General features: G+C 45.4%; 20 protein-coding genes. 14 read left to right on the forward strand and 6 right to left on the reverse strand.

The annotated features are described in order from the left end of the window. Nucleotides 1–19: 19 nt before the first annotated feature. A protein-coding gene (locus AM1_RS40640; protein WP_148216130.1) for an IS1 family transposase occupies nt 20–849 on the forward strand; the annotation gives its coding sequence in 2 pieces (ribosomal slippage) (nt 20–361 and nt 364–849; 828 coding nt in all). A gap of 7 nt (nt 850–856) precedes the next feature. Here the strand turns inward: AM1_RS40640 and AM1_RS36680 are convergent. Further along, complete coding sequence (locus AM1_RS36680) at nt 857–1,906, reverse strand: NAD-dependent epimerase/dehydratase family protein (RefSeq protein WP_012168374.1); 1,050 nt, start codon at nt 1,904–1,906, stop codon at nt 857–859. A 42-nt stretch (nt 1,907–1,948) separates the two neighbouring features. Next, nucleotides 1,949–3,205 (reverse strand): glycosyltransferase, encoded by a 1,257-nt coding sequence (locus AM1_RS36685; protein WP_012168375.1) that lies wholly within the window; start codon nt 3,203–3,205, stop codon nt 1,949–1,951. A gap of 317 nt (nt 3,206–3,522) precedes the next feature. Between AM1_RS36685 and AM1_RS39465 the strand changes: the two genes are divergently transcribed. The 4 genes from AM1_RS39465 to AM1_RS36700 all read left to right on the forward strand — a co-directional run bounded on the left by AM1_RS39465 (nt 3,523) and on the right by AM1_RS36700 (nt 5,573). After that, nucleotides 3,523–3,609, forward strand: a complete 87-nt coding sequence (locus AM1_RS39465; protein ID WP_238549402.1) for a hypothetical protein — start codon at nt 3,523–3,525, stop codon at nt 3,607–3,609. A gap of 235 nt (nt 3,610–3,844) precedes the next feature. Next, complete coding sequence (locus AM1_RS36690; protein WP_012168378.1) at nt 3,845–4,111, forward strand: hypothetical protein; 267 nt, start codon at nt 3,845–3,847, stop codon at nt 4,109–4,111. A gap of 3 nt (nt 4,112–4,114) precedes the next feature. After that, nucleotides 4,115–4,342 carry a hypothetical protein gene (locus tag AM1_RS36695; protein WP_012168379.1) on the forward strand — a complete coding sequence of 76 codons (228 nt, stop codon included), beginning with the start codon at nt 4,115–4,117 and terminating at the stop codon, nt 4,340–4,342. 637 nt (nt 4,343–4,979) lie between these two features. After that, nucleotides 4,980–5,573: a hypothetical protein gene (locus tag AM1_RS36700; RefSeq protein WP_012168380.1), complete on the forward strand. Its 594-nt coding sequence runs from the start codon at nt 4,980–4,982 to the stop codon at nt 5,571–5,573. A 91-nt stretch (nt 5,574–5,664) separates the two neighbouring features. Here AM1_RS36700 and AM1_RS36705 read toward each other — a convergent pair whose 3' ends face one another. Next, nucleotides 5,665–6,027, reverse strand: a complete 363-nt coding sequence (locus tag AM1_RS36705; protein ID WP_041661517.1) for an AbrB family transcriptional regulator — start codon at nt 6,025–6,027, stop codon at nt 5,665–5,667. Between the two features lie 198 nt (nt 6,028–6,225). Between AM1_RS36705 and AM1_RS36710 the strand changes: the two genes are divergently transcribed. Next, entirely contained in the window at nt 6,226–6,489 is a 264-nt protein-coding gene (locus tag AM1_RS36710; RefSeq protein WP_012168382.1) for a hypothetical protein, read from the forward strand. Nucleotides 6,490–6,633: 144 nt separating this feature from the next. Here the strand turns inward: AM1_RS36710 and AM1_RS36715 are convergent, their stop codons facing one another. The 3 genes from AM1_RS36715 to AM1_RS44340 all read right to left on the reverse strand — a co-directional run bounded on the left by AM1_RS36715 (nt 6,634) and on the right by AM1_RS44340 (nt 7,807). Then, a complete protein-coding gene (locus AM1_RS36715; RefSeq protein ID WP_012168383.1) occupies nt 6,634–7,047 on the reverse strand; it encodes a hypothetical protein in 414 nt (137 codons plus the stop codon). Nucleotides 7,048–7,124: 77 nt separating this feature from the next. Next, nucleotides 7,125–7,571 carry a DUF29 domain-containing protein gene (locus tag AM1_RS36720; RefSeq protein WP_012168384.1) on the reverse strand — a complete coding sequence of 149 codons (447 nt, stop codon included), beginning with the start codon at nt 7,569–7,571 and terminating at the stop codon, nt 7,125–7,127. Next, nucleotides 7,568–7,807, reverse strand: a complete 240-nt coding sequence (locus AM1_RS44340) for a helix-turn-helix domain-containing protein (protein WP_012168385.1) — start codon at nt 7,805–7,807, stop codon at nt 7,568–7,570. Before AM1_RS44340 ends, AM1_RS36720 begins: the two co-directional genes overlap by 4 nt. Nucleotides 7,808–7,964: 157 nt before the next feature. On the opposite strand from AM1_RS44340, the gene AM1_RS36730 reads away from it, so the two are divergent. The 8 genes from AM1_RS36730 to AM1_RS36765 all read left to right on the forward strand — a co-directional run bounded on the left by AM1_RS36730 (nt 7,965) and on the right by AM1_RS36765 (nt 11,855). After that, entirely contained in the window at nt 7,965–8,339 is a 375-nt protein-coding gene (locus AM1_RS36730) for a hypothetical protein (protein ID WP_012168386.1), read from the forward strand. 70 nt (nt 8,340–8,409) lie between these two features. Then, nucleotides 8,410–8,787 (forward strand): DUF6876 family protein, encoded by a 378-nt coding sequence (locus AM1_RS36735; RefSeq protein ID WP_012168387.1) that lies wholly within the window; start codon nt 8,410–8,412, stop codon nt 8,785–8,787. A gap of 65 nt (nt 8,788–8,852) precedes the next feature. After that, nucleotides 8,853–9,836, forward strand: a complete 984-nt coding sequence (locus AM1_RS36740; protein WP_012168388.1) for a phosphoadenosine phosphosulfate reductase family protein — start codon at nt 8,853–8,855, stop codon at nt 9,834–9,836. Nucleotides 9,837–9,943: 107 nt separating this feature from the next. Beyond that, entirely contained in the window at nt 9,944–10,216 is a 273-nt protein-coding gene (locus tag AM1_RS36745; RefSeq protein ID WP_012168389.1) for a hypothetical protein, read from the forward strand. Nucleotides 10,217–10,330: 114 nt separating this feature from the next. Next, nucleotides 10,331–10,459: a hypothetical protein gene (locus AM1_RS44170; protein WP_012168390.1), complete on the forward strand. Its 129-nt coding sequence runs from the start codon at nt 10,331–10,333 to the stop codon at nt 10,457–10,459. Between the two features lie 100 nt (nt 10,460–10,559). Then, nucleotides 10,560–10,970 (forward strand): hypothetical protein, encoded by a 411-nt coding sequence (locus tag AM1_RS36755; RefSeq protein ID WP_012168391.1) that lies wholly within the window; start codon nt 10,560–10,562, stop codon nt 10,968–10,970. Between the two features lie 98 nt (nt 10,971–11,068). Then, complete coding sequence (locus tag AM1_RS36760; RefSeq protein WP_012168392.1) at nt 11,069–11,449, forward strand: hypothetical protein; 381 nt, start codon at nt 11,069–11,071, stop codon at nt 11,447–11,449. 73 nt (nt 11,450–11,522) lie between these two features. Next, entirely contained in the window at nt 11,523–11,855 is a 333-nt protein-coding gene (locus AM1_RS36765) for a hypothetical protein (RefSeq protein ID WP_012168393.1), read from the forward strand. Nucleotides 11,856–11,875: the final 20 nt, after the last annotated feature.

Below are 11,875 nucleotides of genomic sequence, written 5' to 3' on the forward strand. Positions count from 1 at the left end.
TGAGTTATCCTATGCCTTGATGCAATGTCCTCTATGTGGTCATCCAAAGACCCACAAACACGGTAAAACCAGTAAAGGCAGCCAACGTTACCGTTGCCCCCACTGCCAGCAAACCTTCAGTGAGACCTTTGATACCCTCTATTATCGCCGTCAGATTTCTCCTCAAACCATCCAGACCATCCTTCAATCTCATGTTGAAGGCATTAGTCTGAGGGGCCTATCTCGCATCACAGGTGTGGCGTATAACACCTGTGTGAGCGTGGTTCGTTCAGCAAGCCATAAAGCCCAAATGATTCACAATCAAGACGTTCAGGCTGTTTCGACTGACGTCATCAATGCAGATGAGTTGTGGTCTTTTGTCAAAAAAAGCAAAAGCACTGTGAACCGGAAGAATTGAGTGTAGGCGATTGCTGGATAGCGTTGAGTCTTGCCAAAGATAGTGGCTTGGTGCTCAGTGGTCGCATTGGCAAACATACCGACGAACTCGCTCAAGAATTAATTGAGAATACTGAAGGCAAAACCGCCTGTCACCATTGGCAAACTGATGGCTGGGAAGGGTATTCACGACAATTCCCCGATGAGGTGATTCATCAAGTGAGTAAAGCCTTGACCCAAAGGTTAGAGCGGACCAATGGCATACTACGTCAACAGACCGGGCGCTGGCATCGACGACAGAATAAATTTGGCAAAGTCTGGCAACAGAGTGCAGTGACGTTAAGACTGGTGCTGGCTTATTTCAACTGGATCTGGCGCCACTCTCGATTCAAAAATACGGCTGCCCAACGTGCTGGATTGACGGAGCATCCTTGGGAATGGCAAAATTTAGCCACCTATCCCACACTTTGTTGATGCACAATCAATTTTGTCTAGACTGCTCGGCTTCTACTATTTCCTGAAAAATGTTGTCCAGACTACGGGTGATTCCCCAATCAGGGAAATGAGACTTTAGCTTGCTCAAGTCCGAAATATAGCAAAGGTGATCACCTATCCTATTGGTCTCAACATATTCCCACTGAACTTTTTGGCCAGTGATAGCTTCAACCCGATCAAATGCTTCCAGGACAGAAACACTATTGTCACGTCCACCTCCCAAGTTATAGACTTCACCGGGCCTAGGATTTTTGCGATATGCCTCGAAGGCTTGAATTACATCGTAGCTGTGAATATTATCTCGAACCTGCTTGCCCTGATAACCAAACACCTTATAGGTTCGTCCGCTGACAGCAACCTTCACCAGATAGGATAAGAAACCATGTAACTCTACCCCTGAATGAGACGGGCCAGTCAGGCAGCCACCCCTGAAAATCCCCACTTTCATGCCGAAGTACCGACCATATTCTTGGGCAACAATATCCGCCGCAGCCTTAGATGCACCAAACAGAGAATGTAAACAGCGATCGACCCGACAAGTTTCTGGAATACCATTATGATCTTCTGGATTTGCATAGTCATACCGCTTCTCCAGTTCAATGCGTGGCACCTCATTGGGGGCATCCCCATAAACTTTATTTGTACTCATATGAATGAACACAGCCTCTGGGGAGAACTGACGGGTAGCCTCTAAAAGGTTAACAGTCCCTAATGCATTCACCTCAAAGTCAAGCAAAGGAATTTGACAGGCTTTATCATGAGATGGCTGAGCTGCACAGTGAATGATTAAATCGAATTTTTCTGCTTCAAATAATTCAAAAATACTTTGGCGATCACGAATATCGATACTGTGATGAGAAAAGTTCTGAGTACCCTCTTTAAGACGACTTAGATTCCAAAGCGTATCGCCTTGCGCACCAAAAAATTCGGCGCGCATATTGTTGTCAACTCCGAACACTTGACAGCCTTCGTGGTCATAATACTCAACTGCCTCTGAACCAATAAGTCCACTAGAACCCGTAACTAATACCTTCACACAAACCTCCTATCACTCATCAAAAAAAACATTCAGAAAACTTTAAACAACAGCTGGCAACACATTTGCTTCATTCAAAATTTCTGAAAAAACCGTGCGAATTTGTTCAATTGAATGCAACCGATAATAGCCTTCAAAGTCAGGATTTAGCTCACTCAAAGCCTGATCAGAGCAATCGCAAAGATAGCGCAACGCGTCAATACACCTCGCCACATCTCCTTCGGGCATGGTTACACCTAACCTAAATTTTTCAATCCGAGCCGCCATACAATAACCTTCACTGACAATGATCGGCTTTTTGAAGAGGGCTGCTTTTGTTAATAAGTTACTGCTGTAGGGGAAATTTTCATAGGCTGCGAATAAAACATCGCAGGTATCAATCATGCTATTAAAAGCATAACCATCTGGAACAAATTCAAAGTGAAAATAGCAGTTAGAGGGCGGTTCATCTCGCATTTTTTTGATCTGCTGAAATTCATCTCCAAACCGCTGATCAAAGTCTTGATGAAACATCGTTTCATCAAGTGCGCCCGCAAACACAAAAAACCAGTTTTCCTGAACCGACTGTCGCGCCACTTCCAGTAGAGTTAGGATCCCCTTGCGCTTGCTTAATGCACCAATGAGTCCGACAATCTTACGATCTCCTGCCTTTTGGCGAATTTCCTTGATCAGCTCATAGTCAGTCTGAGGTTGCGTTTCATCCGTAATGTCGGGGAAAGCAACCACAGTTTTTCCTAAATCCTCCTGTATATCATCCACCAGCTCTTCATTGAGCATTGCCAGAGCGTAACACCGGGGAGATCGGGCGATCGCATAGTGGGCTAAGGGTTTGCTAAGTCCCTTTAGGGAGCGTTGCCCAAATCTCAAAATGCCTGGACGAAAATAAAGTCCAGCCCAATTGTAAGGAAATACCGCATCAATAATGTGGTGTACTAAGTAGTAGCTGAGGTAGTTGTCAAGCCAGTTAAAAAAAACGTAGTCAGGAGAGTGACCGATCTCTTCTGAAGCATTACGGATAGACTTTGCTAAGTGCTGCCACCTTTCAATCACCGCAATGGGTCCGGGAACAGTGCCTAACACTGGAACTCGCCGCCGCTTATGCTTATGCATCTCGAAGGTCCATAGACGATCACGATAGGCTGGGCAGTGCTCTTCAATCCAATCGGTAAGATCTACAGGTCTAGGATAAAAAGCCATCACCTGATACTGCTGCTCAAGTAAAGTTTTACTGAATAACCTCAAATAAGTAAGGTGATGACCGTTTCCAGAATTAGTTTCAATTAACGCAATTGTTTTCATAATTAATAAATAGGCTCTAAGGTGTCGCCATCGGAGAGGAGTTGCCAGAGACAACAACCTTCAATGGTCAATTGACGGCCAATCAGTGCGATTGCATTTAAGTAAAATTCAATGAAATATAATACAGACAGCGTTGATATTACATTAAAGGCTCATGTTGAGGTTAGTAACCCTCCCATGATCCGTTGTACAGTGCAAGATGATGGTGTGGGTATCGACTCTTAAAAAATCAATTCTCTCTTTGGAGTTTAACTCTTGGCCAATCTGATTCTCTCATCACTGAGTATGGTCTTGGTCTCTATATTTGTCGAAAAATTATTGAAGCTCACGGGGGTACCATTGGCGTTGAAACCTCTGCTGATGGCGGAGCTACATTTTGGTTTCTGCTGGAATTGTCCACTTGACTAAGTCAGTCCAGAAGGAAGACACCTGTAGATTTTTCCAGGTTTTCTGCCCTGCATTGGGGTTGCATTCACTATAGAATCGCCAAGTGAGGATATTCCCATAGAATCTGTCATGCATGATGAATGTCAATTTCCCTTTTCTAACTGATTACTCAGTAACTCCTGGATTTCCTCTACCATAAATAGTTTTGTCACATATCTTTGTCCATAATCCACTCCCATAGTGCGTGTCTATATGACGAATAGCGATTCTCAAAGATGGACCGATGATCGGCTTGACGCCCTTGCAGCCTCTACTCAGAGTTTGCTAGATGCAACTCAGGCTAATACTGCCACAATTGGTCAAGTCCTTGAGCAGCAAAAAGTTACAGATAAGAAAATCGAATTATTGATTGAAGGTCAGCTAGCAATGCAGACCTTACATGGTCAATTGGCAGAGCAGACATCGCAGCTCAAGCGTGCCGTTGACTATTTATTGAGTAAGGATGGCGGACAATTCTGATCAATGGAATCTGACGAAATCATCATCCGCTACTATCACCAACCGAAACCTGTAATGGTTGATCCTGGGAAGAGCCACCCCTGTTACGAGCCTGATTTATTGCTCGGTTGGATTTGCAAGGGTGACTCCAAAAAACCTGTACTCAAGAAATTCCCTGATGCTGAGATAGTGGCTAAGGTTAAACCCGATACTAAGCCCAAAACTCGGACCAAGCTCAGAAGAATCCAATAATGTAGCATCCCCAAGTAAAGACACGGAGCAGAGTAGAAGAATGTGATCATGGTCGGTGGAGTTGCGATCTCAATTCCAGTATTGCCATTGCCATCCAATTGAGCATCTCAAGCACTCGTTTTTCCTGGCTGGCTTCACATCTCAAGCTGATCACTTTTCAACGTTGGTTAGCCTTGACCGGAGGGCATTAGATCTGAAATGGTGTAACTTCATAGGAGAGGTTTGATAACGCCTAGATTTTAGATGTTTTTGGGTGGATTGATGATAGCGAGTGGTTAACTCAAGAGGGAACCGTTCGCGGCAACGATCACAATACCAATACAACTGGTTTTTATGAATGTGCAACAAAAGATCGCCTGAGCAAAGAATGCAGTCAGACATTGTGAAGACCTGAGTGGGGAAATGTGAGTCAGAGTCTAACCTAACAAACCCTAATTTTGTCTCCTTAAAAAATAAATCCTAGGTGAGTGTAGTTTACAAGGCGAAATCTCCAGCAAGTTCTCTCAGGTCTGCCGTTTGTTGAGATTGCTGTGGGAGAATTCATGGTTTTAATTGCTATCAAACGTATTCCCCAAAACAAAAAAATTGATAAAAATCACCATAATAAAAGGAATGAATCACTCTTTTATAAACTCCCATGAAATCTACCTCCGAACGCTATAACAGCCTTGCCAGTTCCTATATAAAACTCTCTGACGAATTTCATCAGCTCGACGTGGCCCACATGGACCTTAAGCAAAAACTGCTACCCGCCATTAAAGCTATCAAAAACTATCAATCCTTAACCCATCAGCTTCAGCAAGACAACACCAAACTCGAACAAACCATTCAAACCCTCACAGATCAACAGCAACGCCTAGAGGAAGACCAGCGCACCCTAAAAGCAAAGGAGGTAGAACAGTCGATAATAATCAATGCGCTAACCGATGAGAAAACTAACCTCCAAGCTGCCCTAGAAGAGTTTCAAGCCAAGTATGATGCCTTGGCCGATTTTGAATCCTTGCTACAGTCTGGACCTCAAGCTGTTCTGGCAGAGGCTGAACAGCAGATGCTACTGGTAGAAGAAACCTTACAAGAGATAGCCCTCAACAGCGATCCTGACCTGAGTGAAAATGAGCAGCAGCTCATAGAGGCTTATCAGGATGAGGATGAAAGCTTATTCATCTCAACGGAAATCTCAAAGGATAGCAGCAGTCTAAAAATTCCAAACATCTTATCCTTCGTTGCTTAGACAACTATTAAACTGGGGCTTTCATGAGAATCTGACAACTCCCCTGAAGTTGAATCTTCCAGGGGAGTTTTTATGTCTTAGGTTTAATAACTCAAGCAACTTTGCTCAAATGAATATGCTTTCGCCCTAAGGAGATTTCGAACTCATCTCCTGGTTGCAGGTTCATTTTCTTGGTGTAGGCACTTCCCAACAATAGTTTGCCGTCAGTTTGTACGCTAATGCGATAGCTAGGATTGTGGCCTCTTAGTTGCTCGTTACTCTCACCTTTCGCATCCAGGTCCATCCCTTTTGCTGCCAATACTGCATTTAGAAAGGCCATGACATTAATGCGCTCAATTCCATTAAGAGTAACTTTGTAATACTCACAGGCTTTTGCTTTCTCTTCACAGGTGGCCTGCTTAAGTTGTTTGACTGTAGCAATAAGTGCATCCCAAATTAACGGTTTAGGGTTGATTGCTTATTTCTGAACATTGAATTGAATGTGGGTTGGTATATATCAAGATATATAAAATAACAAAGACAATCTCTTATCACTTTTATTTGAGATGTCAACGGAAATCACAAAAATTGAAATCTCGTAATTCTGCACTTTATTAAAATAAAATTAAAGTAGTTATTTAGAAGTGAATTATGTTTTATAGGGGATCGAAGCATGCTGTACGAAAAAACCATTTCCTTTGAAGATTATAAACAAGATAAACCCAATATTTTGGGGAGACAACTAGGAATTAGCTTAAAATTCCACCACAGTAATATATTACAAAAACTCTCTCAAGAGGCTGCATTGCAAGCTATGGTAGAAGCCTGGCAGTCTTGCCATTCTAAGCAGACCTATGAGTGTTCTAGTAAAGATTTCACTATTACTGTGCCCAGTCAAGAAATGGCTAATATATTGGAATGCAGGAATTTACTGTGAAGTTGAGTCAATTTTTCGGTGATAGGCTACTCTTTATATTTTGCACCACAGGTATCTAAATTGACACCCTTTGATATGTCTAGCCTAAACAAAAAAGCAGCCAGATAATACAATATGAATGCTGAAATTAGATACAAGTTCACCTCATAGATTGCTAGGTTGCACCGCTTGCAGGCGAATCTCCCGGATCCAAACCTTAGTAAATTGTCCTAATTCTTTCCCTGGCGTCATCAGTTGTTCAATTCCCTCTCCAAGTTGAGCGATAAATCTCTTCCGCCATCGGTCCCAATCCGCCTGGGTGGGGTAATCCAGATCCTCACAAAATTCTGCCCAGCTTGATTGCTGAAATGCTGAAGCCAGCATAGACGTTTCTACCTCTCTAACCTGAATTAGATGGAGATCAATCAGCTCTTGAATAAATGGAGGATGACCGTTCCTAAGCTCACTGCTATCAACCACTGGAAACTCATAGGAAAGCTGCAGTTCCTCTACAGAATGTTTTTTGGCTATTCTTAGGAGTTCTAACTGTTGTTGAGTCAGGTTTGGGATATGAACCATAACGGATCTGCATCGATCAGTCTAAAGTGGTTGATTTGAGTTTCACTGAAGAAATGACTCTAGGCCATCCATACCATCTAGTCATCACTGTTGATTAACTCCCATGCTTTAACTCTGATACTCTCAGGGCATTGCATAGGAAAAGTGGAAATATCTAGCCTTGTTTCATTGGCAGCATCTCGACGTGCCCGCTTATAGCAGAGATCAAAGGACTCTTCAAGGTGGCGGCGCAGGGAGGGGCGATCTTCAAATTCATCTTTTATCTGGTTCGCAGCATCAACGATGGTGATATCCCAGCTATCAGTGTGCTTAGAGGGCTGATATTTTATCTTCAGTAAGTGCCAAAGCATTCGTTTGAGCTGGCTTTTTACCTTGTCTCGATGGCGGTTACCCACATCCTCAACTTCCTCAATCAAGTTTTCTAGGTCGAGTAAGTCAAACCGACCATCTCGTAACAATTGAGCCTGTCGATCAGCCCACTCCACGACATCACGGTCATACAGAGTGCGTGTGTTAGTGGTCATGGTTTGTCCTCTTTCTCACGAATCAAGAGATCTCCAGGGCTGCAATCTAAAAATTCGCATATTTTATCTAAGGTTTCATGAGTCAAACGGGGCATAACCTCTGACTTTCTGAGTCGATAGACAGAATTTTCATGAATCCCCATGAATTGCGCTAGATCACGACTTGTTTTTCTTTGAATAGATAAAAGCTCATGAAGCTTCCACTTAATCACTGCTTGGTGCATAGTTTTCATCATTAAGATCCTAGCACTCACATTTTAGCACCAATAATTCTACGTTAAAGTGTTGATTATCATAGTCTAGATGTGTATAATAGGTACATAAGCAAAGGGCACCACCTCCGACCAAAGAAACGATGCCCTCGCTGAAAAAACCCTAGATAGGTTTAATCTTATGTATTCTACAGTTCTTAAGCCTTTAACCACTCAGCAACAAACCCAGCCAGATATGTGGCTGGTTCAGACTGAAGCCGATGGAATAGCCTTCATTAACGAACACACTGAAGATCCTCTTTGCCCTCCCTATACTCTGGCTTGCGTCCTACTCAAGGACTGCGGCCCCTTCGATTCGGATATCGATATTGATTTCGATGAGCATTGGGTGTTGATGGTGACCCGCAAGCCGACCCCTGAGGAGCGCACGACTCAAACCCGGATCGAAAACTGGGTTCTTTATCACCATGAGCTTAAGGGTGCTCTCAGTGACTGGTACACCGTTCAGGCCGATCAGACGGTTCGAGCTGAGAACGATTACGACGACGAATTCTAAGAATTTCTAGGGGCACCTTTGCCCCTCCCACTTCACTTACACCCACTCGCTACATAGGGGACTAAATATCATGATCACCGCTGAAGACCTTCAGATCGAACTCGCGCATTGTCATTGCAGTGAATCTCACTATCAGCATTGGCTGGGTATCCGTTACACAGAAGGCGTCAAAACACTCGCAGAGAAAGGGGAATGTTTCTGGCTCCTCGACGTGATCGCAAGTTATCAACGGGTGCGACTCATCAAGTGCAATCCCAACCTCCAAGAATTCCAGCTTTGGTTGCTGACCGTAAACGACGACCATAGCGCTGTCTTAGCCTGCTACGAAGACAGCGCTAGTACTTGCAGCCCTGTCATTACCCAAGATATTCCCTTCACTGATTTCGTCCTGCCAGAAATCAAGCTGTATGTGGAATACGGCGTTGTGCTGCTGCCGTCTGAGCATTAATCTCCCTGGCCTGGGTGGTGCCTAACCACCCGCCGCTACATTCCAACCTCAGCGAGATTTCAACAATGAACCCTCAAGACTATGATCGGACGATCATCATGTTCTCTGGTGGCAAAGATTCTTTGGCCTGCATCCTCTGGGCCATCGAGAACAACTGCCCCAAAATTGAGCTTTGGCATCACCTTGTAGACGGGTTGCCCGTGCAAGGCCAGACCGCTTCCACCCTGATGGATTGGCCGATCACATCAACCTACTGCAAGGCTGTGGCCCAATTGCTTTCCATCCCCATCTATTTTTCTTGGCTGGACGGTGGCTTTGAGCGTGAGATGAACCGCTCCAATCAAGCCAAAGCAAAAACTTGGTTTGAAGCGCCTGATGGACTGCGCTCTGCTGGTGGCAATGGTGGTAAGCAATCTACGCGCCAGAAATTTCCCCAAATCTCCGCTGATTTAAGCATCCGGTGGTGTTCGGCGTATCTCAAGGTGGATGTTTCTGCGATCGCAATTCGGAATCAACCCCGATTTAACGACTCCAAAACATTAGTGATTACTGGGGAACGGGCCGAGGAGTCTCCTTCACGGGCCAAGTATGCAGAGTTTGAGCCAGATCGGACTGACAACCGTAACGGCAAATCCAAGCGCCATGTGGATCGATTTCGCCCGATTCATGGCTGGAAGGAGTCGGAGGTCTGGGCCATCATTCAACGACATGGCATCATCCCCCATCCTGCCTATCATCTCGGCTGGGGTCGTTTGTCCTGCATGTCCTGTATCTTTGGCAGTGCTAACCAGTGGGCCACTATCCGTAAGATTGCGCCAGCTCATTTTGAGCGGATCGCTAACTATGAACAGCAATTCGATACCACAATTCAGCGTCAACGGTCAGTCCGTGAGATGGCCAACCTAGGAACACCCTACGCCGAAGCCAATAATAGTCAACTCGTGGAAATAGCTCTTTCCAGTGAGTGGGGGGATTATCCTATCTGGACCCATCTCCAAGCCTGGGCCTTGCCTGCCGGGGCTTATGGCGAGAGCAATGGACCGACTTAGGGGGCAGTTATGAATGCTTACACAATTCTCTATTGCCTAATCTGGCAATCCATCTATTTTTCACTCTTTCTCTATTTCTTCATCCCCTTCGCTTCAGAGGATAAACAATGAAACCCACAACAAGATACAAACTCATTCCACAAGTTCAGTTCACCACAACGATTGAACTCCATGACCAGCAGACGGCAATCCTTAACCGCCTGGTGCTGGGTAGCAAAGATTTGACCGACGACGAGGCTTTGGATCTTTGGTTGTCACTTAACCCCTATGTCCACACCTTCCAACATTCCACTCCCAGAGATATCTTTTCTTCGTTGAGATATGCAGCCCTAGCTGCTCTACCAGATAATCCCAAGCCAGCTTACCCCTGGAGCTGCTAAATTCCGTGCACTCAGATATTGAAGCCGATGGTCAGGACTTCATTTGCTGCTGAGGATCATTCTGCCTACGTTTCTTATAACCACTCAAACCTCATTCGCTTTTTGGAGAAAATCATGACTGCCACTCTAGACAACAACGCCACTCGCAACGCTCTAACCAAAGCGATCAAAGAGCATATCGATCCTGCTAAGCCTGAGAAGGTCAACATCAAAAAAATACATCGTCAAACAGTACAAACCTGATGACCCCACAGGACAAGACAAGCTGGCTAAGTTTGCCTGGGAATTACACCATGGCAATCGTAATCTGCGGAACCGGGATCATGTCCTCGAACTCTTCGGATTGCTAACCCTGGAAGCGACGGGACTAGAACAGCGCAAAACCAATAAGGCCAAATGCTCTCCCCTAAAAGAGGCTGTATTCAAAGTGCTTAAGCAGGTAGCAGGCCAGGACATTTTGATGGTGGTTGCGCTAAATGAGCTGATGGATCAACTCACGGTCACTCGCATCAATAGCTGGGAGACCTTTTTTAAGCAGCTTGCCATTAAGCGAACTGAACTCGAATCTCTGGCTGATACCGTGTATGAACTCTCGGGGGTTTCTCCTGGGGCGGTTGAAGATCTCGACGCTGTGATTGTGCCCCTCTACAACGAAGCAAAAGGCCAAGACATCAAAGCCATTAACTGGGAACGTCGCTCTTGGTGGGACTGGGCACACAACCATTTGCTTGAGCAGGTTAGCAAAGCGGCCTAACCCTCTCCCCCTGTCTGTACCTGGGTCAGCCCTGTGGCGATATCCCCCCAACCATCGGGGCTGGCCTTTCCTTATTCCTATTCCCTTGGAGAAATCCCATGCAAGCCCATCACCTTAATTTGGCAGAATTTCTGCTCAACCCGCCTACGGTTAACCTGGCCTATTCTCCGGTGGCTGTTATGACGGTAGCGACGGCTAAGAATTTAATGCAATCCCAGGAATTATTACTCAGTGGTGCCCAGAAACTGTTTAATCCAGCGGTCTGGCCCCAGCTAGAACCAGAGATTGAGCGGATTCCCTTCGACCGACAGAAGGCCCAATGCTTCCGTGATTGTGTTGCCTATCTAATGGCCGAGGCGACGACGCTGAGGTCGGAACGGCGACATGTCGATGCCCTCAAGCATATGGAGGCGGCGTTGATGCTGGAGGCACTGGTCCATGGCGGTTATGACGAGGGGCCATTCGTTTCAGAACAGTAAAAGGCATCGCCAAGTTCGGGACAAGTCAAACGATGCCTTTCATTGAACGAACCATTCAACGAGGTTATTCAACATGAATCATACAACTCTTCCCCAACGAGTTATCGACAGTATTGATCTGCCTTCCTACGAACTCCATACCAGACCGACTGGTGAGAACGACCGCAAGCTCAATGTCTTTTTCGGCAGTCGGTTGATCGGGTATGTCTACATCAACTTTATCCAGGGCCAATCCAATTACGTCGGCACCACGCTCAGATATCAGTCCTTCGGCCCTTACTCCCGGAGGACGGAAGCGGCTGAGGCTGTCTTAGAAGCATTCAATGCAGGACTCACGGATGAGCAACGGCTGAGGGTCGCTCTTGCTCATGAGATGGCCGAGAACATGACCGTCATTGCTTGCTAATCCCCAACAGCTAGAGATTT

The sequence above is a fragment of the Acaryochloris marina MBIC11017 genome (assembly GCF_000018105.1).
Classification (GTDB): Bacteria; Cyanobacteriota; Cyanobacteriia; order Thermosynechococcales; family Thermosynechococcaceae; genus Acaryochloris; species Acaryochloris marina.